21 protein-coding genes and 2 tRNA genes are annotated in these 25922 nt (G+C 57.9%); 4 read left to right on the forward strand and 19 right to left on the reverse strand.

All coding sequences use genetic code 11. The annotated features are described in order from the left end of the window. The 3 genes from JBE38_RS19575 (at position 1) to JBE38_RS19585 (ending at position 4979) form a co-directional block, all read left to right on the forward strand. Positions 1-870 (forward strand): oxygenase MpaB family protein, encoded by an 870-nt coding sequence (locus tag JBE38_RS19575; protein ID WP_205344936.1) that lies wholly within the window; start codon positions 1-3, stop codon positions 868-870. A gap of 71 nt (positions 871-941) precedes the next feature. Beyond that, complete coding sequence (locus JBE38_RS19580; protein ID WP_205344937.1) at positions 942-1958, forward strand: class I SAM-dependent rRNA methyltransferase; 1017 nt, start codon at positions 942-944, stop codon at positions 1956-1958. A gap of 87 nt (positions 1959-2045) precedes the next feature. After that, positions 2046-4979 carry a DUF748 domain-containing protein gene (locus JBE38_RS19585; protein WP_205344938.1) on the forward strand — a complete coding sequence of 978 codons (2934 nt, stop codon included), beginning with the start codon at positions 2046-2048 and terminating at the stop codon, positions 4977-4979. Positions 4980-5126: 147 nt separating this feature from the next. Here JBE38_RS19585 and JBE38_RS19590 read toward each other — a convergent pair whose 3' ends face one another. The 16 genes from JBE38_RS19590 to rlmE all read right to left on the reverse strand — a co-directional run bounded on the left by JBE38_RS19590 (position 5127) and on the right by rlmE (position 21331). Then, positions 5127-5726 carry a BON domain-containing protein gene (locus JBE38_RS19590; RefSeq protein ID WP_060752258.1) on the reverse strand — a complete coding sequence of 200 codons (600 nt, stop codon included), beginning with the start codon at positions 5724-5726 and terminating at the stop codon, positions 5127-5129. 298 nt (positions 5727-6024) lie between these two features. After that, positions 6025-8130 (reverse strand): polyribonucleotide nucleotidyltransferase, encoded by a 2106-nt coding sequence (gene pnp, locus JBE38_RS19595; RefSeq protein WP_060752259.1) that lies wholly within the window; start codon positions 8128-8130, stop codon positions 6025-6027. A 195-nt stretch (positions 8131-8325) separates the two neighbouring features. Continuing rightward, positions 8326-8595 carry a 30S ribosomal protein S15 gene (rpsO, locus tag JBE38_RS19600; RefSeq protein ID WP_003177875.1) on the reverse strand — a complete coding sequence of 90 codons (270 nt, stop codon included), beginning with the start codon at positions 8593-8595 and terminating at the stop codon, positions 8326-8328. Between the two features lie 115 nt (positions 8596-8710). Further along, the gene (truB, locus tag JBE38_RS19605; RefSeq protein WP_060752260.1) at positions 8711-9628 is read right to left on the reverse strand and encodes a tRNA pseudouridine(55) synthase TruB; all 918 of its coding nucleotides are present in this window, start codon (positions 9626-9628) and stop codon (positions 8711-8713) included. Between the two features lie 4 nt (positions 9629-9632). After that, positions 9633-10028 (reverse strand): 30S ribosome-binding factor RbfA, encoded by a 396-nt coding sequence (rbfA, locus tag JBE38_RS19610; RefSeq protein WP_060752261.1) that lies wholly within the window; start codon positions 10026-10028, stop codon positions 9633-9635. Positions 10029-10187: 159 nt separating this feature from the next. Next, positions 10188-12707, reverse strand: a complete 2520-nt coding sequence (gene infB / locus JBE38_RS19615; RefSeq protein ID WP_090365789.1) for a translation initiation factor IF-2 — start codon at positions 12705-12707, stop codon at positions 10188-10190. Between the two features lie 26 nt (positions 12708-12733). Continuing rightward, positions 12734-14215, reverse strand: a complete 1482-nt coding sequence (nusA, locus tag JBE38_RS19620) for a transcription termination factor NusA (RefSeq protein WP_056854968.1) — start codon at positions 14213-14215, stop codon at positions 12734-12736. A gap of 47 nt (positions 14216-14262) precedes the next feature. Next, positions 14263-14721, reverse strand: a complete 459-nt coding sequence (rimP, locus tag JBE38_RS19625; RefSeq protein WP_060752349.1) for a ribosome maturation factor RimP — start codon at positions 14719-14721, stop codon at positions 14263-14265. A 140-nt stretch (positions 14722-14861) separates the two neighbouring features. Further along, a tRNA-Met gene (locus tag JBE38_RS19630) sits at positions 14862-14938 on the reverse strand. A gap of 96 nt (positions 14939-15034) precedes the next feature. Then, a tRNA-Leu gene (locus JBE38_RS19635) sits at positions 15035-15120 on the reverse strand. Between the two features lie 22 nt (positions 15121-15142). Continuing rightward, complete coding sequence (gene secG / locus JBE38_RS19640; protein WP_010206600.1) at positions 15143-15526, reverse strand: preprotein translocase subunit SecG; 384 nt, start codon at positions 15524-15526, stop codon at positions 15143-15145. 4 nt (positions 15527-15530) lie between these two features. Further along, positions 15531-16286, reverse strand: a complete 756-nt coding sequence (tpiA, locus tag JBE38_RS19645; RefSeq protein ID WP_060752263.1) for a triose-phosphate isomerase — start codon at positions 16284-16286, stop codon at positions 15531-15533. Positions 16287-16352: 66 nt separating this feature from the next. Beyond that, a complete protein-coding gene (gene glmM / locus JBE38_RS19650) occupies positions 16353-17690 on the reverse strand; it encodes a phosphoglucosamine mutase (RefSeq protein ID WP_090365786.1) in 1338 nt (445 codons plus the stop codon). Positions 17691-17706: 16 nt separating this feature from the next. Further along, on the reverse strand, positions 17707-18561 hold the full coding sequence (folP, locus tag JBE38_RS19655) for a dihydropteroate synthase (RefSeq protein ID WP_090365785.1): 855 nt from the start codon (positions 18559-18561) through the stop codon (positions 17707-17709). An 8-nt stretch (positions 18562-18569) separates the two neighbouring features. After that, entirely contained in the window at positions 18570-20480 is a 1911-nt protein-coding gene (ftsH, locus tag JBE38_RS19660) for an ATP-dependent zinc metalloprotease FtsH (RefSeq protein ID WP_060752266.1), read from the reverse strand. A gap of 200 nt (positions 20481-20680) precedes the next feature. Continuing rightward, the gene (gene rlmE, locus JBE38_RS19665; protein ID WP_090365783.1) at positions 20681-21331 is read right to left on the reverse strand and encodes a 23S rRNA (uridine(2552)-2'-O)-methyltransferase RlmE; all 651 of its coding nucleotides are present in this window, start codon (positions 21329-21331) and stop codon (positions 20681-20683) included. 107 nt (positions 21332-21438) lie between these two features. Here rlmE and JBE38_RS19670 point away from each other — a divergent pair, with 107 nt between their 5' ends. Beyond that, positions 21439-21747: a YhbY family RNA-binding protein gene (locus JBE38_RS19670; RefSeq protein WP_010206607.1), complete on the forward strand. Its 309-nt coding sequence runs from the start codon at positions 21439-21441 to the stop codon at positions 21745-21747. Between the two features lie 6 nt (positions 21748-21753). On the opposite strand, the gene JBE38_RS19675 is transcribed toward JBE38_RS19670, so the two are convergent. Genes JBE38_RS19675 through carB form a run of 3 tightly spaced genes read right to left on the reverse strand, consistent with a single transcriptional unit; the run spans position 21754 to position 25881 of the window. Next, entirely contained in the window at positions 21754-22158 is a 405-nt protein-coding gene (locus JBE38_RS19675; protein ID WP_205344939.1) for an MFS transporter, read from the reverse strand. 28 nt (positions 22159-22186) lie between these two features. After that, complete coding sequence (greA, locus tag JBE38_RS19680) at positions 22187-22663, reverse strand: transcription elongation factor GreA (protein ID WP_060752268.1); 477 nt, start codon at positions 22661-22663, stop codon at positions 22187-22189. Next, on the reverse strand, positions 22660-25881 hold the full coding sequence (carB, locus tag JBE38_RS19685; RefSeq protein WP_198762459.1) for a carbamoyl-phosphate synthase large subunit: 3222 nt from the start codon (positions 25879-25881) through the stop codon (positions 22660-22662). The genes greA and carB overlap by 4 nt, the downstream gene beginning before the upstream one ends. Positions 25882-25922 lie beyond the last annotated feature (41 nt).

Genomic DNA, 25922 nt, shown 5'->3' on the forward strand with positions numbered 1-25922 from the left:
ATGGAATTTATCCGCAGCCGCATCGAAACCCAACTGATGAGCCTGACCGGCCTGTCGCTAGGCCAGCTGGATCTGGAAAACCCCAAGGGCGATCCGGGCCTGTTCGGGCCGAACTCGGTGAGCTGGCAAGTGCATGGCGACTTCAGCAGCATGCTCATCGGCGGCATCAGTGCATTGATGCTGCAAGCCTTGCATCCCCTGGCGCTGGCCGGCGTGTGGGACCACTCGAATTTCCGCCAGGACATGCTCGGGCGCCTGCGCCGGACCTCGCAGTTTATTTCCGGCACCACCTTCGGCTCGCGTAAAGATGCTGAATGGCTGATCGAAAAAGTCCGCACCATTCACCTGCAAGTGGTCGGGCATGCCCCGGACGGGCGGCCCTATGCGGCCAGCGACCCGGAGCTGTTGACCTGGGTGCATGTGGCTGAGGTCAGCAACTTCCTGGCCGCGCACCTGCGTTATTGCAACCCGCATCTGTCGGGGCGTGATCAGGATCGTTATTACAGCGAAATCGCCTTGGTCGCCGAACGGCTGGGCGCCAGGCATGTGCCGCGTTCACGGCAGGACGTTTCAGATTATCTGGCACGCATACGTCCGCAGTTGCTGTGCGACGAACGCAGCCGTGAAGTGCTGCGCCTGCTGCTCAACGCTCCCGCCCCAAGCACCCTAGCCAAACCCTTCGGCAGCCTGATGATGCAAGCCGGGATCGACCTGCTACCGGACTGGGCCAGTACCCTGCTTGAACAACAGCAGAGCCCGCTGCAGCGTCAGATGATCCGCGCGGGGGTCAAGCGCAGCGCGCCGCTGCTGCGTTGGGCAATGCGCAATGGTTCGGTGCAACGCGCCCATCGACGGATGGGGCTGATGTAGGCCGGCGCCTATAGCTGTTAAACTCCGCGCCCACCTTTACCCCCATTGACCCAGCACGCAAGGCGCGTTCCATGTATTCCCTGAATCAGGCGCTGCGCGCCGCCCTCGATCAACGCCAAGACCTGATCCATGAGCTGCACGCCCAAGGCACTGACTGCTACCGGTTGTTCCACGGCAGCCAGGAAGGCGCCGGCGGCCTGACCATCGACCGCTATGGCCCGCAATTGCTGGTGCAGAGTTTTCACCAGCCGTTGGAAACGGCCGAGTTGCTGGACATGCATCAACTGATCAATCAGTTCATGGGGTTGGAATTGCTGCTGGTGTACAACGACCGCTCCCGGGGCAATTCACGGATCGACCGCGAAGACACGGTGTATCGCGCCGAACCTGCGGCACTGGAAGACTTGGTCGGCCATGAGTGGGGCCTCAACTACCGCGTGCGCGGGCGCCATGCCGGGCAAGACCCGCTGCTGTTCCTCGACTTGCGCAATACCCGCGGCTGGGTCAAGGACCACAGCGCCGGCAAGAGCGTGCTGAACCTGTTCGCCTACACCTGCGGCGTGGGCTTGAGCGCAGCCGCCGGTGGCGCACGCGAGGTGTGCAACCTGGACTTCGCCGAGGGCAACCTGGCAGTCGGTCGTGAAAACGGCCTGCTGAACCCGCAGCTGCCGAGCATGCAGTTCGTGCAGTCCGATTACTTCCCGGCCATCCGCCAACTGGCGGGTTTGCCGATTACCCAGCGGCGTGGGCAAAAACTGCCGAGTTATCCACGCCTTGAGCCGCGCCAATATGACCTGGTATTGCTCGACCCACCGGCCTGGGCCAAGAGCGCCTTCGGCACCGTCGACCTGTTGCGCGACTATCAAAGCCTGCTCAAGCCTGCACTGCTGGCCACCGCCGACAACGGCGTGCTGATCTGCTGCAATAACCTGGCAAAAGTCAGCATGGACGATTGGCGCGAGCAGGTGCTGCGCTGCGCCGAAAAAACCGGCCGCCCGGTACGCGACTGGCAGATCATGACACCGGGGGCGGATTTTCCCTCACAGGACCAACAGCCACCGCTGAAGACCCTGATCCTGCAACTGTAGGCCTTATCCCAATAGCCCCGGTTCTTCGGAACCGAAATCCCGTGCCATACTCCAAGGCACTCTCGTTCGATATAGATGCTGCCACCCATGCCCAAAGGATTGATTCGCGCCATCGGCGCCGTGTTGACTGCTCTTGCTCTGTACAGCTTGCTGGGCTTCCTGATTTTGCCGGGCATCGCCCTTCGGATCGCCAATCAACAGCTGGCCAATTACGCCACGGTGCCGGCACGCCTCGAGCGTCTCGAACTCAACCCGTTCAGCCTGGAAGTCACGGCATGGGGCCTGCAGATCGGCGAACCGGGCAAGGAACAGGTCGGTTTCGAACGCCTTTACGCCAACCTGCAGGTCGACAGTCTCTGGACTCGCGCCCTGCACCTGGCCGATGTCCAGTTGGACAAGCCCAAGACCGAGTTGCTGTTCGACAAGTCCGGCCAACTGAACCTCGCGCAGTTGTTCAAACTGCCGCCGAGCGAACCCACTCCAGCCGACCCGAACGCCAAACCATTCCCTTTGCGCATCGACAGCATCAAGCTGGCGAGCGGTTATGTGCACTTCCAAGACCTGCGCCCCAGCGAGGCCATCGAGTTTCTCTACGACAAACTCGACTTCGAGCTGAAAAACCTCAGCACCTTGCCCGAAGACAACGCGGACATGACCTTGGTGGCCGCAGGGCCTCAGGGTGGGCAGATCGACTGGAAAGGTAATTTCAGCCTGGTACCGATCACGTCCGAGGGCACGCTGAAAGTCACCGATGGCAAGATGAAAGCCTGGTGGCCCTATGTCCGTGACGCCTTGCCGCTGGTGCTGGAAGACGGCGTGCTGAACTTCAGCACCGAGTACACGTTCAGCCTGGCCAAGGAAACCGAACTGAAACTGACCAATACCGCGGCCAGCATTGCGCCCTTTGCAATCAAGGCCCCGGACGAACGCCCATTGGCACGCCTGGAGCGCCTGGACGTCAGCGAGACCACGGTAGACCTGGCCAAGCAGCAAGTGGTGGTTGGCAAGATCCGCAGTAACAAGCTGGAAACCTGGGCGGCCCGCGAGGCTGACGGGCAATTGGACTGGCAGAAACTGTTCGCCAGCCAACCGAGCAAACCGGCCAAGACCCCGGAGCCGGCAGCCGCGCCGGCCACTGCCGACTCGCCAAAAGCTGAACCCGCAGCCCCAAGCAAACCCTGGCAAGTGCTGCTCAAGGACGTGCAACTGCGTAATTACCAGGTGCACCTGGCTGACCGCGCGGCCAAGCCTGCGGTAGCGCTGGAGTTGGGCCCGTTGAACGTCGACATGCAGAACTTCGACAGCCTCAACCAGAGTCCCTTTACCCTGAAGGTCGACAGCGGCCTGGGCAAGCAAGGCAAGATCCAGGCAACCGGCGAGGTCAACCTCAACCCGGTCAGCGCCAAGCTGAAAGTGAATACCCAGGACATCGACCTGCGGGTCGCCCAGGCCTATATCAGCCCATTCATTCGTCTGGAACTGCGCAGCGGCATGCTGGGCAGCAACCTGGATGTAAACCTCAAAAGCACCGCACCGCTGGCGTTGCAAGTCACCGGTCGCGCGCAAGTCGACCAGTTGCATACGCTGGACACCCTCAAGACCCGCGACTTCGTCAAATGGCAGCGCCTGATACTGGAAGGCGTGAACTATCAGCACGGCGAGAGCCTTTCAATCGACAAGGTCAACCTGCTGCAGCCGTATGCACGCTTCATGATCAACGATGACCGTACCACCAACATCGACGACCTGCTGATACCACAACCGGCCGACAGCGGCGCCAAGTCTGGTGCCAAACCTGCAGCAAGCAACGAGAAGCCGTTGGGCATTCATATCGGGCAAATTGCGATCAACGATGGCTCGGCCAACTTTGCCGACTTCAGCCTCACACCCAATTTCGCCACGGCCATTCAACAGCTCAACGGGCAGATCGGCACCATCGACAGTCGCCAGGCCAAACCGGCCAGTGTCGACATCAATGGCAAGGTCGATCGCTACGCGCCTGTGACCATCAAAGGCAGCGTGAATCCGTTTGATCCCATGGCGGCATTGGATATCGCCACCAGCTTCAAACGGGTCGAACTGACGACATTGACGCCCTACTCAGGCAAGTTCGCCGGTTTCCGCATCCGTAAGGGTCGCCTGAACCTGGACCTGCACTATGTGATTACCAAAGGCAAATTGAAGGCCGAAAACAAAGTGGTGGTTGAACAACTGCAACTGGGCGAGAAAGTCGACAGTGCCGACGCCGTGGATTTGCCGATTCGCCTGGCGATCGCGTTGCTCAAAGACAGCGACGGCAAAATCTCTATCGAACTGCCGGTGAGCGGTGATTTGAACAACCCGCAATTCAGCGTAATGCCGATTGTGTGGCAGACCCTGCGCAACCTGGTGGTGCGCGCGGCAACAGCACCATTCAAATTCATTGGTGGGCTGATCACCGGCAGCGGCTCGGAAGACCTCGGCAGCGTGTCCTTCGCCGCCGGTTCCAGCGAGTTGAGCAAAGACGCAGAAGGCGCCCTGAACACGTTGGCCAAGGCCCTCAAAGAGCGCCCTAGCCTGCGCCTGGAAATCGAAGGCACGGCAGCGGCCAGCAGCGACGGCCCGTTCCTTGCCGCCGAGCGTCTGGAGCGTGAATACCAATACAACTACTACAAGATGCTGCAACGCCGTGGCGACAAAGTCCCGGCCCAAGCCTCGTTGCTGGTTGTACCGGAGAAGGAAAAAGCGCCTTTGCTGGAAGCCATCTACCGCACGCGCCTGAAACAACAACCACCAGCCGAATGGAAAGACCTGAGCAGCGATGAGCGTACCGCCAAGCTCAAAGACGGCGTAATCAAGTTCTGGAGCGCCAGTGACGTGCTGCTGCGCCAACTGGGGCAGGACCGGGCCAGCACCATCAAGGACTACCTGGTGGATAAGGCGAAACTGGAAGATGACCGGGTGTATTTCATTGATGCCAACCTGGGGCAGGCCGAGAAAGACGGCCGCGTAGTGACGCCGATGCATCTGGATGCCGAATAATCTTCCCAAATAGAACAGGCCCCGACACAAGTGCCGGGGCCTGTAATGACCACATCCGTGTGGTCGGTCGCATGAACCTCGGAGGTGCATTGAGTGGATATCTAACTCACGCGCCGCCGCCGCCTAGTTCAGACGATTCCTCAAGCGTTACTGAACGGTAAGACCATCAGCCGATACAGATTTAACGCCTTTGATTTTCTTGGTAATCGCTACTGCAGTCTCTTTCTGCGCTTGGGTCAGAGCGGCAGTGGACGACAGCGATACTACGCCGTGGTTGGTTTCGACTTTGATGTCGGTACCAGGAATACCTTTTTCGGTAACCAGGTCGGATTTAACTTTGGTAGTAATCCAGGTATCCGAGGTGCTGGTCTTGGCTTTGTCGATGTTGTCAGCTTTAACTGCGCCGCCTGCCAGCAGGCCATCAGCAGAAACAGCGGTTACACCTTTGATTTTCTTGGTAATGGCTACAGCGGTCGCTTTCTGCGAGTCCGAGATAGCGACTTCGGAGGACAGGGAAACCACGCCTTTGTTGGTTTCAACCTTGATATCCGAACCAGGAATACCTTTCTCGGTCAGCAGATCAGCTTTCACTTTGGTGGTGATCCAGGTGTCCGAAGTAGACTCTTTAGCCTTGGTCATTTCACCGGCCGCCAAAGTCATAGGGGCTTGGGAAGTCTGAGCAAAGGCTACGTTAGCACCCATGGCCAGGGTCAGAGCGGTAGCAGTAGCGAGAGCGAACTTCTTCATACGAGTAACTCCTGTTTTATTGAAAGTCTGCAGCGCATAGACCTTGATGCTGCAGTGTTAAAAGAGTTATTGCAGGCAGTATGCCAATTCTTGATGCCAGATTAATTCTTTATAAAACAATAACTTATGAAATCAGGCTTTTTTCGAAATCGTGCAACTTGCATGAAGTCACTCACGCCTGCATGCAAGTTGCGGGTTTCAGGATTTACTAAGCGCCTGATTTCCTGACCTTTTCCCACGCGCATAAAAAAAGGACTCCTGAGAGTCCTTTTTTCAGCTTAGCGCTAAGGCTGGGTGGTTAAACGCCCGACGCCTTGGCTGCTGCTACGTCCTTGATGGACAGCTTGATACGGCCGCGGTTGTCCACGTCCAGTACCAGCACTTCCACTTCCTGGCCTTCTTTCAGAATGTCGGTCACTTTCTCGACACGAGCATCGCTCAGCATGGAGATGTGTACCAGACCGTCTTTGCCCGGCAGGATGTTGACGAATGCGCCGAAGTCGACGATGCGCTCAACTTTACCGACGTAGATCTTGCCGATCTCGGCCTCGGCGGTGATGCCCAGAACGCGCTGACGTGCAGCTTCAGCCGCTTCCTTGGTTTCGCCGAAGATCTTGATCGAGCCGTCGTCTTCGATGTCGATCGAAGCCTTGGTTTCTTCACAAATCGCACGAATAGTCGCGCCGCCTTTACCGATGACATCACGGATTTTGTCGGTGTCGATTTTCATCGCGATCATGGTCGGAGCGTTTTCCGACAGTTCGGTACGCGACTGACCAATGATCTGGTTCATCTGGCCGAGGATATTCAGGCGCGCTTCCAGGGCTTGGCCCAGGGCGATTTCCATGATCTCTTCGGTGATGCCTTTGATCTTGATGTCCATCTGCAACGCGGTCACGCCTTTGGCGGTACCGGCTACTTTGAAGTCCATGTCGCCCAGGTGGTCTTCGTCACCCAGGATGTCGGTCAGGATGGCGAACTTCTCGCCTTCTTTAACCAGGCCCATGGCGATACCGGCAACCGGCGCCTTCATCGGCACACCAGCGTCCATCAATGCCAGGGAAGCACCGCAAACGGAAGCCATCGAGCTGGAACCGTTGGATTCAGTGATTTCCGACACAACACGGATGGTGTACGGGAACACGTCAGCGGCAGGCAGCATGGCCTGAACCGAACGGCGCGCCAGGCGGCCGTGACCGATTTCGCGACGACCAGCACCACCCATGCGACCGCACTCGCCCACCGAGAACGGAGGGAAGTTGTAGTGCAGCATGAACGGGTCTTTTTTCTCGCCTTCCAGGGTGTCCAGCAGCTGTGCGTCACGGGCAGTACCCAGAGTCGCGACTACCAGGGCCTGGGTTTCACCACGGGTGAACAGAGCCGAACCGTGGGTTTTAGGCAGAACGCCGACTTCGATGTTCAGCGGACGTACGGTGCGAGTGTCACGGCCGTCGATACGTGGCTTGCCGTTAACGATGTTTTCGCGAACGGTACGGTATTCGATTTCACCGAATGCAGCTTTGACGTCGCTGGCGGAAGGCTGGCCTTCTTCACCGGACAGCTTGGCCACAACCTGGTCCTTCAGTTCGCCCAGGCGAGCGTAACGGTCGGCCTTGACGGTGATGGTGTAGGCATCGGAGATCGCAGCACCGAACTCGGAGCGGATAGCGCTCAGCAGTTCAGTCGCTTCAGCTTGTGGAGCCCAGGTCCAGGTTGGCTTGGCAGCTTCGGCAGCCAGCTCGGTGACGGCCTTGATGACAGCCTGGAACTCGTCGTGGGCAAACAGTACAGCGCCCAGCATCTGGTCTTCGGTCAGCTCTTTGGCTTCCGATTCAACCATCAACACGGCTTCCGAAGTACCGGCAACGACCATGTCCAGGCTCGAAGCTTTCAGTTGTTCGTAAGTCGGGTTCAGCAGGTAGCCGGTGCTTTCGTGGAATGCAACGCGGGCAGCGCCGATCGGACCATCGAAAGGAATGCCGGAGATGGCCAGGGCCGCCGAGGTACCGATCATCGCAGCGATGTCCGGATCGGTCTTCTTGCTGGTGGAAACGACGGTGCAGACAACCTGCACTTCGTTCATGAAGCCTTCTGGGAACAGCGGACGGATCGGACGGTCGATCAGTCGGGAAGTCAGGGTTTCTTTCTCGGAAGGACGGCCTTCACGCTTGAAGAAACCGCCAGGAATCTTACCGGCAGCGTAAGTCTTTTCCTGGTAGTGAACGGACAGAGGGAAAAAGCCTTTGCTCGGGTCAGCGGTCTTGGCACCTACAACGGTCACCAATACGGTGACGTCGTCGTCAACGGTAACCAGCACTGCGCCGGAGGCTTGACGGGCGATACGGCCTGTCTCGAGGGTAACGGTCGACTGACCGAACTGGAATTTTTTGATAACCGGGTTCACGGTGTCCTACCTTCTTTGTGGCTCTTGGGGGAACGTGTCTTCTTGCGAAATTCTTGGGCAATGCCGGGAATCGGCCCGACTCTAGTCCAGGGTAAAACGTGTATCCAGATAAAACTTGAGGCTGGGAGCCTGCCATGGGCCAGCGGGAATCCCACTGACACACGGCAGACAACCAACCTCTAGCGCAATCGCTTATTAGCGACGCAGACCCAGGCGACCGATCAGAGTCTGATAACGACCCAGATCCTTGCCTTTCAGGTAGTCCAGCAGCTTACGGCGCTGGTTTACCATGCGGATCAGACCACGACGGGAGTGGTGATCTTTACCGTTGGCCTTGAAGTGACCTTGCAGCTTGTTGATGTTGTGGGTCAGCAGTGCAACTTGCACTTCTGGCGAACCAGTGTCACCAACAGCTTGCTGATAGTCAGCTACGATTTGTGCTTTTTCTTGAACGTCGAGAGCCATGAGGCAATCCTTTTTTTCAGGAAACCACCCAAGGGTGATCTCAACAGGCCAGGGACAAATCCCTGTATCTAAAAATGAGTGTTGACCGTGCCTGTTAACAGCCACACTCGTCCGGTCATTCTGACCGAATCAGTCGACGTGGCGCGATGCGCCCGTCTTCGCTCACTTCACCGATACCGATAAAGCGACCGTTATGATCCTGTACCCGCACCATACCGAACTTCGGAGCGTCCGGGGCACGTACCGGCTGGCCGTTGAGCCAGTAGAACGCGCTGTGCTCCGAAAAGTGCAGCAATGGCCAATCCTGCAAACCGCTGTCCGATGGCATGAGGAAGCGATCAACCGCTTCGTTGCCGCCTTCGGCGTGTACGGCTTCCAACTCTTCCAGCGTTACGGTCTGCGCCAGGCTGAAAGGTCCGGCCTGCGTGCGTCGCAGTTCTGCAACGTACGCGCCGCAACCGAGCTTTTCACCAATATCTTCCACCAGGGTACGGATATAGGTGCCTTTGCTGCAGTCCACCGCCAAACGAGCGGTATCGCCTTCACAGGCGAGCAATTCCAAGCGGCTAATAGTAACAGAACGCGGTTCGCGCTCCACTACTTCACCGGCACGTGCCAACTTGTAAAGAGGCTGCCCATCACGCTTGAGCGCCGAGTACATCGGCGGTATCTGACTGATTTCCCCACGAAAAGCGGGTAAAGCGGCCTCGATATCAGCACGACCAACGGTCACGTCACGAACCTGCAAGACATCACCTTCGGCATCGGCCGTGGTGGTGGTCTTGCCCAGTTGCATCAGGGTTTCGTAACCCTTGTCGGAGTCGAGCAAGTATTGCGAGAACTTGGTGGCCTCGCCAAAGCACAACGGCAGCACGCCGGTGGCCAGGGGATCGAGGCTGCCGGTGTGCCCGGCCTTCTCGGCGTTGAGCAGCCAGCGGACCTTCTGCAACGCGGCATTGGAAGTAAAGCCAATGGGCTTGTCGAGCAGAATGATGCCGCTGACGTTGCGACGGATACGTTTGACCTGAGCCACCCGCTTACTCCTTGGCGTCTTCAGGTGTGGACGAATGCTGGCTGTCTTCAGCCACGGCACGCTCGATCAGGGCCGACAGGTGCGCACCACGCACGACGCTTTCGTCGTAGTGGAAGTGCAACTGAGGAACGCTGCGCAGCTTCATTTCACGGGCCAACTGCATGCGCAGGAACCCTGCGGCGGAGTTGAGCACTTTGATGCTTTGCGCAATTTCTTCGCTGCTGTCCTGGCCCATCACGGTGATGAAGATCTTGGCGTGCCCGACGTCACGGCTCACTTCAACTGCGGTGATGGTAACCAGGCCAACGCGTGGGTCTTTGACTTCGCGACGGATCAGTTGGGCCAGCTCGCGCTGCATCTGATCGCCGATACGCTGGGTACGGCTGTATTCTTTTGCCATGTCTTGTTACCTGTTACTGCCACACGGTGAAACCCGTGGGGTCTGAAAGCGGCAAACGCCCGGCCTGACAAAAGCCAGACCGGGCGTTGCGTTTAGAGTCCGTACGCGGTGTTGGGCATCTGCATGCCCACACGCTGCGTGGCTCCTGAAGTGCGCGAGTTAGAGGCTGCGAGCAACCTGAACCTTCTCGAAGACTTCGATCTTGTCGCCAACCTTGACGTCGTTGTAGCTCTTGACGCCGATACCGCACTCCATGCCGGCACGTACTTCGGAAGCGTCATCCTTGAAGCGGCGGAGGGATTCCAGCTCGCCTTCGAAGATAACGATGTCTTCACGCAGTACACGGATCGGACGGTTACGGTACACGGTGCCTTCGACAACCATGCAGCCAGCGACCGCGCCGAATTTAGGCGAGCGGAACACATCACGCACTTCGGCGATACCCAGGATGTTCTCCCGGACGTCACTGCCAAGCATGCCGGTGAGGGCTTTCTTGACGTCTTCGATGATGTCGTAGATGACGTTGTAGTAACGCATGTCCAGGCCTTCCTGCTCGACGATCTTGCGAGCGCCGGCATCGGCACGCACGTTGAAGCCGAACAGTACAGCGTTGGAAGCCAGTGCCAGGTTGGCGTCGGACTCGGTGATACCACCGACACCGCCACCGACGACACGCACTTGCACTTCGTCGTTACCCAGGCCGTTCAAGGCGCCGTTCAACGCTTCGAGGGAACCACGTACGTCAGACTTGAGGACGATGTTAAGCGTCTTCTTCTCTTCCTGGCCCATGTTCTCGAAGATGTTTTCGAGCTTGCCGGCGTGAGCGCGAGCCAGTTTGACTTCGCGGAACTTGCCTTGACGGAACAGAGCCACTTCACGGGCTTTCTTCTCGTCGGCAACCACGCTCATCTCGTCGCCGGCGTCCGGAGTACCGTCCAAGCCGAGAATCTCGACCGGGATAGCCGGGCCGGCTTCCTTGATTGGCTTGCCGTTCTCGTCGAGCATGGCACGTACACGGCCGTAGTTCGAACCGACCAGCACCATGTCGCCTTGGCGCAGGGTACCGTCTTGAACCAGAACGGTGGCAACCGGGCCACGGCCCTTGTCGAGGCGCGATTCAACCACCACACCACGGCCCGGGGCCGAAGGCGTAGCGGTCAGTTCCAGAACCTCGGCTTGCAACAGAACGGCCTCGAGCAGTTCGTCAACGCCAGTACCCATCTTCGCGGAGACTGGTACGAATGGAGTGTCGCCACCCCACTCTTCGGACGTCACGCCGTGAACCGACAGTTCGCTACGGATGCGATCGAGATCAGCGCCCGGCTTGTCGATTTTGTTCACGGCAACCACCAGTGGCACGCCAGCCGCCTGAGCGTGCTGAACAGCCTCGATGGTTTGTGGCATCACGCCGTCATCGGCTGCAACCACCAGGATCACGATGTCGGTCGCCTTGGCACCACGGGCACGCATCGCGGTAAACGCGGCGTGACCAGGGGTGTCGAGGAAGGTCACCATGCCACGGTCGGTTTCAACGTGGTACGCACCGATGTGCTGGGTGATACCGCCGGCTTCGCCAGCAGCCACCTTGGCACGACGGATGTAGTCGAGCAGGGAAGTCTTACCGTGGTCAACGTGGCCCATTACGGTCACAACCGGCGCACGGGAAACCGCCTCACCTTCAAACTTCAGGGACTCGGCCAGGGAATCTTCCAGGGCAGTGTCGCTGACCAGGGTCACTTTGTGGCCCAGCTCTTCAGCAACCAGCTGGGCAGTTTCCTGATCCAGTACCTGGTTGATGGTGGCCGGAGTACCCAGCTTGAACATGAACTTGATGATTTCAGCAGCCTTGACCGACATCTGCTGGGCGAGATCGCCCACAGTGATGGTCTCGCCGATCTTCACTTCACGCACGACAGGACCGGTTGGGCTCTGGAAACCGTGGGCGTTGCGTTTCTTCAGCTTGGCCTTGCCGCGGCCACCACGACGGAAGCCATCGCTTTCTTCGTCAGTGGTGCGCGGGGCAACGCGTGGAGCAGGTGCTTTCTCTTTGACCGAAGCGCGATGTGGAGCATTTTTACGCTCACCATCGCCGCCGCCACCGCGACGATTGTTATCGTCGGCACGTGGCTTGTCCGGACGACGAGGTTCGTCACGCTTGCGCTCTGCTGCAGGCGCAGGTGCAGCGGCAACCGGAGCGGTCTCACGTACAGCCTCAACAGGCGCGCTAGGTGCGGCAACCGCTTCGGCAGCAGGTTGCACAGCCGCAGGCTGGCGACGCGCTTCTTCTTCGGCGCGACGCTTGGCTTCTTCTTCAGCCTTCTGGCGAGCAGCATTTTCTACTGCGCGACGTTCTTCCAGCTCGCGTTTGCGCTCGGCTTCGATTTCTTCCGGGCTGCGCTGTACGAAGACTTTCTTCTTGCGTACTTCAACGCTGATGCTTTTGCTACCAGCAACACGCAAGGTGCTGGTGGTTTTGCGCTGCAATGTAATCTTGCGCGGTTCTTCCACTTTCGCCTTGTGGCTGCTCTTCAAGTGAGTCAGCAAAGACTGCTTCTCACTGTCGCTCACACCTTCATCGGCGGCGGTGTGCGGCAGACCTGCCTCACGCATCTGCTGCAACAGGCGCTCTACCGGTGTTTTGACCTCATCGGCCAGTTGTTTCACCGTGACTTGCGTCATGCACTTCTCTCCTCAGGCCGCGCCTATTACTCGAACCAATGGGCTCGGGCGGCCATGATCAACTTGCCGGCACGATCATCGTCAATGCCGTCGATGTCGAGCAGATCGTCAATAGACTGCTCGGCCAGGTCTTCGCGGGTAATTACGCCGCGCACCGCCAGTTCCATCGCCAAATCCTTGTCCATACCCTCAAGCGAGAGCAGGTCTTCGGCCGGATGGGCGTCTGCCAGCTTTTCCTCAGTAGCGATGGCTTTAGTCAACAAACGATCCTTGGCCCGAGCGCGAAGCTCGTTGACGATGTCCTCGTCAAAGCCGTCGATGTTGAGCATTTCTTCCAACGGTACGTAGGCAATCTCTTCCAGGCTGGTGAAACCTTCATCTACCAGCACCTGAGCCAGTTCTTCATCGACTTCAAGCTCTTCGATGAAGTTGCGCAGGATGTCACCGGTTTCAGCTTGCTGCTTAGCCTGGATGTCCGATTCGGTCATCACGTTCAGGGTCCAACCGGTCAGTTGGCTCGCCAGACGCACGTTCTGACCACCACGACCAATGGCCTGAGCCAGATTGTCTGCGCCAACAGCGATGTCCATTGCATGGGCATCTTCGTCAACGATAATTGCCGCCACTTCAGCCGGCGACATGGCATTGATCACGAACTGCGCCGGGTTATCGTCCCACAGAACGATATCCACACGCTCACCGCCCAATTCGCCCGACACTGCCTGGACACGCGAACCGCGCATACCAATGCAAGCGCCTTGCGGATCGATGCGTTTGTCCTTGGAACGGACCGCGATCTTGGCGCGCGAACCCGGGTCTCGGGACGCAGCCATGACTTCGATCAGGCCTTCGGCAATTTCCGGCACTTCGATACGGAACAGCTCGATCAGCATTTCTGGCGCGGTACGCGACAGGATCAACTGAGGGCCGCGGTTCTCGGTGCGGATTTCCTTGAGCAGCGCACGCAGACGCACGCCGACACGGAAGGTTTCGCGAGAGATGATGTCTTCGCGAGCCAGCAACGCTTCGGCGTTGTTGCCCAGGTCAACGATCACGTTGTCACGAGTCACTTTTTTCACGGTGCCGGAGATGATTTCACCCAGGCGCTCGCGATAAGCGTCAACGACTTGAGCGCGCTCGGCTTCGCGAACCTTCTGCACGATGACCTGCTTGGCGGTCTGTGCAGCAATACGGCCGAATTCGATCGATTCGATCTTTTCTTCGACGACATCACCGACCTTGGCACCAGGATGCGTTTCAGCAACCTTGCTTGGCCAGGTTTCGATGGCCGGATCATCAAGATCGGCCTCTTCGACGACCGTCCAGCGACGGAAAGTCTCATAGGCACCGGTGTGGCGGTTGATTTCCACACGCAGATCAACTTCGTCTTCAAAACGCTTTTTGGTCGCAGTGGCCAGGGCCAGCTCCAGCGCTTCAAAAATCACGTTTGCCGGTACGCCCTTTTCATTGGATACCGACTCAACAACCAGCAGTACTTCTTTGCTCATCGTACGCCTCGCCTTTCGCAAGCCATTGGATCCGCGGGATCCGCGTCTCAGTCAAAACTGGGAATAATGTTGGCCTTGTCGATCATATCGATCGGCAACAGGAACTCATGGTCTTCTACCTGCACCACGACATCCTGCTCTTCTACACCGCGCAGAAGGCCCTGAAAGTTGCGTCGCCCTTCAAAGGGAGATCGCAGCCTGATCTTCACTTGTTCACCGGCAAATTTTGCAAACTGCTCAATAGTGAACAGTGGGCGTTCCATGCCTGGCGAGGAAACTTCGAGGGTGTATTCAACGGAGATCGGATCTTCAACATCCAGCACACCGCTGAGCTGACGGCTGACAATGGCACAATCGTCCACCAGCACGCCGCCCTCTTTATCGATATAAACGCGCAACATTGAGTGGCGACCTTGAGCCGAAAACTCAATACCCCAGCATTCATAGCCTAGGGCCACGACCACCGGGGCCAACAAGGCCTGCAACTCTTCTAGCTTGCTCGACACCTGAACCCCCTCGTGCATGTATGTGCATGCTGTGCAAAATAAAAAAATGGGCGAAACGCCCATCCTTGAAACGCCGTCGAACAGCGGCGTTGAAAGTGTCCAGCTAACAAAAAGCCCCTTAAAAGGGGCTCCGCTAAAACTGGTTGCGGGGGCCGGATTTGAACCGACGACCTTCGGGTTATGAGCCCGACGAGCTACCAGACTGCTCCACCCCGCGACAAAGCTGGGGCGGAAGTATACGACCGATCCCTTACAGGGTCAATGTAACCTTCCACCTACAAGAAAGCCCGCAACAGCGGGCTCTCCTGATAATTGGTACCGAGAAGGGGACTCGAACCCCTACACCCTATGGGCACAACCACCTCAAGGTTGCGTGTCTACCAATTCCACCACCTCGGCAATACAGCGTTTACAACCCTTCTTACTTCTGCTCTTGAGCTGGAGGTACGTCAGTCGCTGGAGTAGCCGACTTTTGCTCTTGAAGCACCGGGACATCATCAGAAGCCGGTTTTGCTTTTGGTACTTCCAACACTGCCGGATTTGGGAGACCTACTTGAGTCAGCACATGAGCTTTCTCTTTAGCAAAGTAACCTAACCCTAAGCTGGTTATGAAGAAACCTGCGGCAAGTATAGCAGTAAACTTACTAAGAAAGGTAGAGGAACCTTGGCTTCCGAACACAGTATTTGAAGCACCTGCACCGAAAGACGCACCAGCATCCGCACCTTTACCCTGTTGCAACAAAACCAGGGCAACTACGCCCAGGGCAGCCAACAGATGAAAAACGACTACGACTGTTTCCAGCATTTTTTCAGTTTCCCGCGGCGCGACAAATCGCACCGAACTCATCTGCATTCAGGGAAGCTCCACCAATGAGCCCCCCATCGATATCCGGCATGCCGAACAGTTCGACCGCATTGGCCGCCTTCACGCTGCCGCCGTATAGAAGACGCACACCTTGTGCAACTTCAGAATTCTCTGCCGCCAACTGTGCGCGAATGGCTGCGTGCACATCCTGCGCTTGTTGCGGCGTAGCAGTCAGCCCGGTGCCAATGGCCCAGACCGGCTCGTAAGCAATTACCGCCTTTGCAAATGCACCAACACCCAGCTCCTCGATGATGCTGCCCAGCTGACGCGAGACAACTTCAAGAGTCTTGCCCGATTCACGCTGCTCAAGGGTCTCCCCTATGCACAACACCGGAACCAAGCCACAAGCCTGTGCGGCAGCGAACTTGCGATTGAGTGTCCCATCACGCTCGCCCATCATCTGACGACGCTCGGAGTGCCCGACAAGCACATAGGAACAACCCGCATCAACCAGCTGACTCGGCGATATCTCGCCGGTCAACGCACCTTGCATGGGTTCCACCGCAGAGTTCTGCGCGCCGACCTGAATCGACTTGCCCTTCAAACCATCAATCACTTGATTGATATGCAAGCAAGGCGGGAAAACCGCAACATCAACACCGCTAGGCAAGGCCAGGTGACGAAGGCCATTGATCAGCTCAGCGACACTGGCGCGGGTACCGTGCATCTTCCAGTTACCAGCTACCATAGTGCGACGCATGCTGTACCCCGTCGGTCAAAGTGGGCGCAGATGTTACCCAACCACACCCTCACTGGCAAGCCGAATTCAGCCGCAAACTTCAGTTACCAGTTTTGCCAGGTCTTCGGCATGGCCGCGAACCTGATTTTCATCATCACCCTCGACCATAACGCGCACCAAAGGCTCTGTGCCGGACTTACGCAGCAGCACACGGCCACGCCCCGCCATCGCCAGGGTCACGCGCTCGCAAGCCTCCTTGACAGAAGGGTGTTCGATTGGGTTTTCACCCCCAGCGAAACGCACATTGAGCAAAACCTGCGGGCACTTGCGCAGAGCCTGACGCGCTTGAGCCAGGCTCTCATCACGACGGCGCAGGGACAGCAAAACCTGCAAGGCCGCAATAATCGCATCACCCGTGGTGGTGTGATGGAAGCAGACCACGTGCCCGGAGTTCTCACCACCCACCTGCCAGTTGCGCTCAAGCAACTCGGCGATGACATAGCGATCCCCCACGTTGGCCCGCACGAAGGGAATTCCCAGATCCGCCAGTGCCAATTCCAAGCCAAGGTTGCTCATCAGCGTACCGACGACCCCCCCTTGCAGCTTATTACGCTCATGCAGGTCGCGAGCAATGATGAACAACAGGTCATCACCATCGACCACCGCACCGGTGTGGTCCACCATCAGAACCCGGTCGCCATCACCGTCAAAAGCGATCCCCAGGTCAGCATGCTCCGCAAGAACTGCGGCCTGCAGCTGTCCCATGTGGGTGGAGCCACAGTTTTCATTGATGTTCAAACCGTTGGGCTGGGCCGACAGCACCGTCACATCAGCGCCCAACTCCTTGAACACGCTTGGCGCTACCTTGTAGGTAGCCCCATGAGCGCAGTCCACAACAATCTTCAGCCCAGCGAAATTGGTACTGGTGGGTACGCTGCTCTTGCAAAACTCGATGTAACGGCCGGAGGCGTCGTTGATACGCGATACCTTACCCAGCTTGCTGGATTCGACCACCGTCATTGGCGCGTCCAGCAACTCCTCAATCATCAACTCGATCTCGTCCGGCAGCTTCGTGCCCTGCCCCGAGAAAAACTTGATGCCGTTGTCATCATGAGGATTGTGCGAAGCACTGATCACGATACCGGCTTCAGCGTGAAATGTACGGGTCAGGTAAGCGATTGCCGGTGTCGGCATAGGCCCCAGCAACATCACATCGGCACCTGCGGCGGACAAACCGGCCTCCAGTGCAGACTCAAACATGTAGCCCGAAATACGGGTGTCCTTGCCTACCAGGATGCGGCACGCGCCCATGCTACGGAACGCCATACCTGCCGCCCAACCTAGCTTCAGCATAAAGTCAGGAGTAATAGGGAATTCGCCGACACGACCACGAATGCCGTCGGTGCCAAAATACTTTTTAGTCATAAATACTCCATCATTCTTATTTGGCGGACTCTACAGCCTCGATCATGCGCACCACATCGACAGTCTCTGCGACGTCATGCACACGCAAAATACGCGCGCCCTTGGCCACTGCGAGCGCTGCAAGCGCAAGACCGCCATATAGCCGCTCGCCCACCGGGCGATTCAAGGCCAGCCCTATCATGCTCTTACGCGAAACACCGACCAACAAAGGCCGACCCAGCACATGCAAGGATTCCATGTGCTTAAACAGACTCAAATTGTGCTGTAACGTTTTGGCAAAACCAAAACCGGGGTCAAGGATGATCTTCTCGGGTGCAATGCCCACAGTGACACATTGAGCAATACGCTCAGCAAGAAACTCACTGACCTCACCGACCAAGTCATTGTAATGAGGACTGTCCTGCATATTGCCGGGCTCCCCCAGCATATGCATCAAGCAGACCGGCAAACCGGTCGCCGCCGCCGCATCCAGTGCGCCATCCCGCTGAAGAGATCGCACATCATTGATCAGCCCCGCCCCTAAACGCGCCGTTTCGCGCATCACAGCCGGGGTCGATGTATCGACCGAGATGATCACATCCAGCTCGCGTGCAATACGCTCGACGATCGGTGCTACCCGCTCCAGCTCCTCCAATGGAGAAACCACGCGAGCACCAGGCCGAGTCGACTCACCGCCGACATCGATCAGCGTCGCCCCCGCAGCCACCATTGCTTCAGCGTGACGCAATGCGGCATCCGACTGGCTGAAGCGGCCGCCATCGGAAAAGGAGTCGGGGGTTACGTTAAGAATACCCATCACATGAGTATGGGCCAAATCAAGAACCCGGCTGCCGCAAGGCAACCGGGTGGTAGAGGACAACGCAGAAGTCATTTCAAACCTTAGTGGTCAGCTGCCGGGCCGCCGATCGGGGTTTCAGGGCGCTCATTCTGTACCACTGGCGGGGTGCCCGAGGTACCCGAACCACCCTCCCAATCGCGAGGTTCACGCGGTGCGCGCCCGGCCATGATGTCGTCGATCTGGTCGGCATCAATGGTTTCATACTTCATCAGCGCATCAGCCATCGCATCCAGCTTGTCGCGATTGTCGGTGAGGATCTGCTTGGCCGTGCCATAGCACTGGTCGATGATGCTGCGCACTTCGGAGTCGATCAGCTTGGCTGTCTCGCCGGAGAAGCTGGCATTCTGACCACCACCGCCACGTCCCAGGAACACTTCGCCTTCTTCCTCGGCATACATCAGTGGGCCGAGTTTTTCCGACAAGCCCCACTTGGTCACCATGTTCCGCGCAATCTGGCTGGCACGCATGATGTCGTTGGAGGCGCCGGTCGTTACACCATCGAAACCAAGGGTCATTTCCTCAGCGATCCGACCACCGTACAGCGAGCAGATCTGGCTGATCAATGCACGCTTGGAGAGGCTGTAACGATCCTCTTCCGGCAGGAACATGGTGACACCCAGCGCCCGGCCACGAGGAATGATCGATACTTTGTAGACCGGGTCGTGCTCAGGCACAACGCGACCGACAATAGCGTGACCGGCTTCGTGATAAGCGGTGTTCTGCTTCTCTTTTTCGGACATGACCATGGTTTTGCGCTCTGCGCCCATCATGATCTTGTCTTTCGCCAGTTCGAACTCTTTCATTTCGACGATGCGCTTGCCGGTACGAGCAGCGAACAATGAGGCTTCGTTCACCAGGTTGGCCAAGTCAGCACCGGAGAAGCCTGGAGTACCACGGGCAATCACCGCCGGAGCGACGTCATCGCCCATCGGTACTTTGCGCATGTGCACTTTAAGGATCTGCTCGCGGCCACGGATATCCGGCAGACCGACGACAACCTGACGGTCGAAACGCCCCGGACGCAACAGCGCAGGGTCCAGCACGTCCGGACGGTTGGTCGCGGCAATGACAATGATGCCGTCATTCATCTCAAAGCCATCCATCTCGACCAGCAACTGGTTGAGTGTCTGCTCACGCTCGTCATGACCGCCGCCCATGCCAGCACCACGATGGCGACCAACGGCGTCGATTTCGTCGATAAAGATGATGCATGGCGCGTGTTTCTTAGCCTGTTCGAACATATCGCGAACACGGCTGGCACCAACACCGACGAACATTTCGACGAAGTCGGAACCGGAAATGGTGAAGAACGGCACCTTCGCCTCGCCGGCAATCGCCTTGGCGAGCAAGGTTTTACCAGTACCTGGAGGACCTACCATCAGCACGCCACGAGGGATGCGACCACCCAGGCGCTGGAACTTGCCCGGATCACGCAGGAACTCGACCAGCTCACCCACTTCTTCCTTGGCTTCATCGCAACCGGCAACGTCAGCCAGTGTGGTTTTCACTTGGTCCTCGGAGAGCAGGCGCGCCTTGCTCTTGCCGAAGCTCATCGGCCCGCCCTTGCCTCCCGCGCCACCTTGCATCTGGCGCATGAAGAACATGAACACGGCGATAATCACCAGGATCGGGAAGCTCGCCACCAGGAGTTGAGTCCAGATGCTCTGCTGTTCAGGCTGCTTGCCTTCGACAACCACGTGGTTATCCACCAGGTCGCCGATCAGACCGTTATCCTGAATGGCCGGACGAATGGTCTTGAAGCTGTCGCCATCGTTGCGTTTGCCGGTGATCACGTAGCCATCAACCGCCACGCGCTCGACCTTGCCATCCTTAACTTGCTGGATGAAGTCGGAATAGTTGAGGGTCTGCGGCTCGTTAGGGCTGGAGAAGTTGTTCATCACCGTCACCAGGACAGCCGCGATGATCAACCACAGGATCAGATTCTTTGCCATATCGTTCAATTAACTACCCTCTGAAGCAAGCTCCGCTACTGGCGCGCGCTTCGCATGATATTCACCGGCCTAACTTACTACATTACCTACAACTCTGGCAGGCGCCGTCTGTAACCCTTTGTGAAACTTTGACTACACAATATTCGTAAAGCTTCGTGACGAAAGCGATATAAAAAAACCTATCGGCTCTCTTAAAAACCTCAAAGACGCTCATCACTGGCGGCGCCTTCGATACCGCGGAACCCCCGCGCCAACAGATACTGCTCGCGAGATCGGTCCCGGGAGGAGTCTGGTTTGCGCATCTGCACCTTGTCGAACAGCTTGCGGATGTTCTTGTGGTACTCGTCGAAGCCCTCCCCCTGGAAAACCTTGACCAGGAAATCACCACCCGGACGCAATACCCGCCCCGCCAGGTCCAGTGCCAACTCGCAGAGGAACATGGCTCGCGGCATATCAACAGCCGGTAATCCACTCATATTGGGGGCCATGTCGGAAATCACAAGGTCTACCTGCGAATTTCCCACAGCCTCCAATATGTCGGCCAGCACGGCATCCTGGGTAAAGTCGCCATGCACGAAGGTCACATCCGGGATGCTGTCCATCTCAAGGATGTCGGAAGCGATCAACCGGCCTTGCCCACCAATCAGACGACTGGCCACCTGGGACCAGCCACCCGGGGCAGCCCCGAGGTCGATCACGCTCATGCCGGGGCGAAACAATTTGTCCTTGTCCTGGAGCTCCAGCAGTTTGTAACTGGCCCGGGAACGATAGCCATCCTTTTGCGCCTTTTTGACGTAAGGATCGTTGAAATGCTCTTGCAGCCACTTAAGGCTAGTTTTGGAACGGGCCACGGGCCACCTCGAAAAATAAAACGGGTCGTGATTAACTGGGCGGTCCCGGACTCGCTCGGGTAAACTGGCCGCCGCTTTTTTACAAGATCAGACGCAGGGGTCAGATTATGCCGCTCACTCAAGAGCAGAAGAAACAGTACAAATCCATTGGCCACCATCTGAAACCAGTTCTGATTGTGGCAGACAACGGTTTGACTGAAGGTGTGTTAGCCGAATTTGAACGCGCACTGAACGATCATGAACTGATCAAAATCAAGGTCAACATCCTTGATCGCGAAGCACGCCTGGCCGCCATTGCAGAACTGTGCAAGGTCGGTAAAGCGGACCTGGTTCAGGTCATCGGCAAGATGGCGCTGCTGTATCGCAAGAATTTCAGCGTCAACAAGCAATTGTCGAACGTTCATCGCTTCAAGTAACAAGGGTCACGGGCGCGCCTCGCGCGCCCCGCCACTCCACCCTGGCGCCGGCTGTAAAACCAGCACCAACCCGCAGAACCCTAGCACAAGATAGCTGAATAGCTGCCAGCGCAACGCTTCCGGCAGCCACACATGCACCACGCAAAACATTGCGCATGCATACAGCGCCATCAACAGCAGTTGGCCGCGAACATCCCGCCACAAACTCCCCAAGCCTTCGGCCTTGATCAGCACCAGCACCTGGAGCGTCACGCACGCCGCCGCAAAATCCACCAGCAGCGCACTGAGCAATCCGTCGATCTCATCGATCAGCAACGGCGCCAGGCCAATCAAGCCCAGCACCGGTAATACGCCAACATGAAACAGCCACAGGCCACCCACCCAAAGCATCTGGGCGAGCTGCCAAAGCATGGCGCCCACACTAAATGGGCGCCGTCTTTCAGATGTGACGAACTTCAACAATCTCGTACTCGATCACGCCACTTGGCGTTTTCACAGCCACCACATCACCCTCTTCCTTGGCGATCAAGGCACGGGCAATCGGCGAACCTACAGAGATCTTGCCCTGCTTGATGTCAGCTTCGTCCTCACCCACGATGTGGTAAGTCACGCTTTCATCGGTCTCGACGTTGGCGATTTCAACGGTGGTGCCGAAGATCACCTTACCCGTATGGGGAATGGTCGTTACATCGATAACCACCGAGTTCTGAAGACGGCCTTCGATATCGCGAATACGCGCCTCGACCATACCCTGCTGCTCACGAGCAGCGTGGTATTCGGCGTTCTCCTTCAAGTCACCCAGCTCACGGGCCGTACCGATGTCCTGGCTCAGCTTCGGACGGACGACCTTGGTCAGATGGGCGTGCTCCTCTTCCAGGGCCTTGAAGCCCTGGACAGTCATGGGGTATTTGGTCATGCCTTCAATCCTGCGTGTAGATCCTGCAAGCGACGCACGGTCTTTTCCGGACCGAACTTGAGCGCTTCGCAGATGGCTTCGCCAGCAGCAATAGTCGTGGTGCAGTAGATCTTGTGCTGCAAGGCGTTACGACGGATGGAGTAAGAGTCCGCGATCGACTGGCGACCTTCGGTAGTGTTGATGATCAGAGTGACTTCGTCATTCTTGATCATGTCGACCACGTGCGGACGGCCTTCCGTCACCTTGTTCACGCGACGCACTTTCAGGCCTGCAGCCTCGATCAGCTTGGCGGTCCCGGCAGTGGCCACGACTTCGAAGCCCAAGTTGATCAGATCACGGGCCACGCCTGCAACCAGTGGCTTGTCATCATCACGCACGCTGATAAACGCAGTACCGCCGGTCGGCAGCACTTCGCTGGCACCCATCTGGGCCTTGGCGAACGCTTCACCGAAGGTATCGCCCACACCCATCACTTCACCGGTGGACTTCATCTCTGGGCCCAGGATCGGGTCCACACCAGGGAATTTGGCGAATGGGAACACCGCCTCTTTCACACTGTAGAAGTTCGGAATGATTTCCTGGGTGAAGCCGATTTCCTTCAGAGTCTTACCCGCCATCACGCGGGCAGCGATCATGGCCAGAGACACACCGATGCACTTGGAAACAAACGGTACGGTACGCGAAGCACGCGGGTTGACTTCGATGACGTAGATGTCCTCGCCTTGCAGCGCCAACTGTACGTTCATCAAGCCGACTACACCCAGCTCCAGGGCCATTTTCTTGACCTGTTCACGCATCACGTCCTGGATGTGTACCGGCAGCGAATAAGGCGGCAGCGAGCAAGCGGAGTCACCGGAGTGAACACCGGCCTGTTCGATGTGCTGCATGATCGCGCCGATCACTACGTCGGTGCCGTCGCAAACAGCGTCCACGTCCATTTCGATGGCGCAGTTGAGGAAGTGGTCCAGCAGCACCGGGCTGTCGTTGGACACTTTCACCGCATCACGCAGGTAACGCTTGAGTTCTTCTTCTTCGTAGACGATTTCCATCGCACGACCGCCCAATACGTAGGACGGACGCACCACCAGCGGGTAGCCGATCTTGCTGGCTGCACGGATCGCTTCGTCTTCGCTGCGCACGGTGGCGTTTGGTGGCTGGCGCAGGTTCAGGCGCTCGACCATTTGCTGGAAGCGCTCACGGTCTTCAGCGCGGTCGATGGCGTCAGGGCTGGTACCGATGATCGGCACACCGGCAGCTTCCAGGGCACGCGCCAGCTTCAGCGGGGTTTGGCCGCCGTACTGGACGATCACGCCCTTAGGCTTCTCGACGCGCACGATTTCCAGCACGTCTTCCAAGGTCACTGGCTCGAAGTACAGGCGATCGGAGGTGTCGTAGTCGGTGGAAACGGTTTCCGGGTTGCAGTTGACCATGATGGTTTCGTAACCGTCTTCGCGCAGAGCGAGGGCGGCGTGCACGCAGCAGTAGTCGAACTCGATACCCTGGCCGATACGGTTCGGACCACCACCCAGGATCATGATCTTGTCGCGGCCCGACGGCGCGGCTTCGCACTCTTCCTCGTAGGTGGAGTACAGGTAGGCGGTGTCGGTGGAGAACTCGGCAGCACAGGTGTCAACGCGCTTGTAGACCGGGAAGATCTCCAGCTTGTGACGATGGGTGCGCAGGTTTTTCTCGGTCACACCCAGCAGTTTGGCCAGGCGCTGGTCGGAGAAGCCCTTGCGCTTGAGGCGGAACATCATGTCGCGGTCGATGCTGGCCAGGCCCAAGGTCTTGACCTTCTCTTCTTCCTTGATCAGATCTTCAATCTGGACCAGGAACCAAGGGTCGATCATGTTCATGCCGAAGATGTCTTCAACGGTCATGCCGGCACGGAAGGCGTCAGCCACGTACCAGATACGCTCGGCGCCCGGCACGGTCAGCTCGCGCTTGAGCACGCTCATGCTTTCCGGGCTGGCCAGGTCGAGCTTCTCGTCCAGGCCGCAAACGCCCACTTCCAGGCCGCGCAGGGCTTTTTGCAGGGATTCCTGGAAGGTACGGCCGATGGCCATGACTTCACCCACAGACTTCATCTGAGTGGTCAGGCGCGCGTCGGCCTTGGCGAACTTTTCGAAAGCAAAACGTGGCAGCTTGGTCACGACGTAGTCGATCGACGGCTCGAAAGACGCCGGGGTCTTGCCGCCGGTGATGTCGTTCGACAACTCGTCCAGGGTGTAACCCACAGCCAGCTTGGCCGCGACCTTGGCAATCGGGAAGCCGGTGGCTTTCGAAGCCAGGGCCGACGAACGCGATACACGCGGGTTCATTTCGATCACGACCATGCGGCCGGTGTTCGGGCAGATGCCGAACTGTACGTTGGAACCACCGGTTTCCACGCCGATCTCGCGCAGTACCGCCAGGGAGGCGTTACGCAGGATCTGGTATTCCTTGTCGGTCAGGGTCTGTGCCGGAGCCACGGTGATCGAGTCACCGGTGTGCACGCCCATCGGGTCGAAGTTTTCGATAGAGCAGACGATGATGCAGTTGTCCTTTTTATCGCGGACAACCTCCATCTCGTACTCTTTCCAACCGATCAGGGATTCGTCGATCAGCAGCTCTTTGGTCGGCGACAGGTCCAGACCACGGGCGCAGATTTCTTCGAACTCTTCACGGTTGTAGGCGATACCGCCACCGGTGCCACCCATGGTGAAGGATGGACGGATGATGCACGGGAAACCCAGGGTCTCAAGGACCGCATTGGCTTCTTCCATGCTGTGGGCGATACCCGAGCGTGGGCATGCCAGGCCGATGGACTTCATGGCCTTGTCGAAACGCGAACGGTCTTCAGCCTTGTCGATGGTGTCGGCATTGGCACCGATCATCTCTACGCCGAATTTCTCCAGGACGCCTTCGCGCTCCAGGTCCAGGGCGCAGTTCAGAGCAGTCTGGCCGCCCATGGTCGGCAACAGCGCGTCCGGACGCTCTTTCTCGATGATCTTGGCAACGGTCTGCCACTTGATCGGCTCGATGTAGGTAGCGTCGGCCATGGCCGGGTCGGTCATGATGGTGGCCGGGTTGGAGTTCACCAGGATGACGCGGTAACCCTCTTCGCGCAGTGCTTTACAAGCCTGGGCGCCGGAGTAGTCGAATTCGCAGGCCTGGCCGATCACGATCGGGCCAGCGCCGAGAATCAGGATGCTTTTTATGTCTGTACGTTTTGGCATGGGTTTGTCACTCAAATCCGCAGGTCAGTCGGCAAGCCGTC

It is taken from the genome of Pseudomonas sp. ICBG1301 (assembly GCF_016918385.1).
GTDB classification, from domain to species: domain Bacteria; phylum Pseudomonadota; class Gammaproteobacteria; order Pseudomonadales; family Pseudomonadaceae; genus Aquipseudomonas; species Aquipseudomonas palleroniana.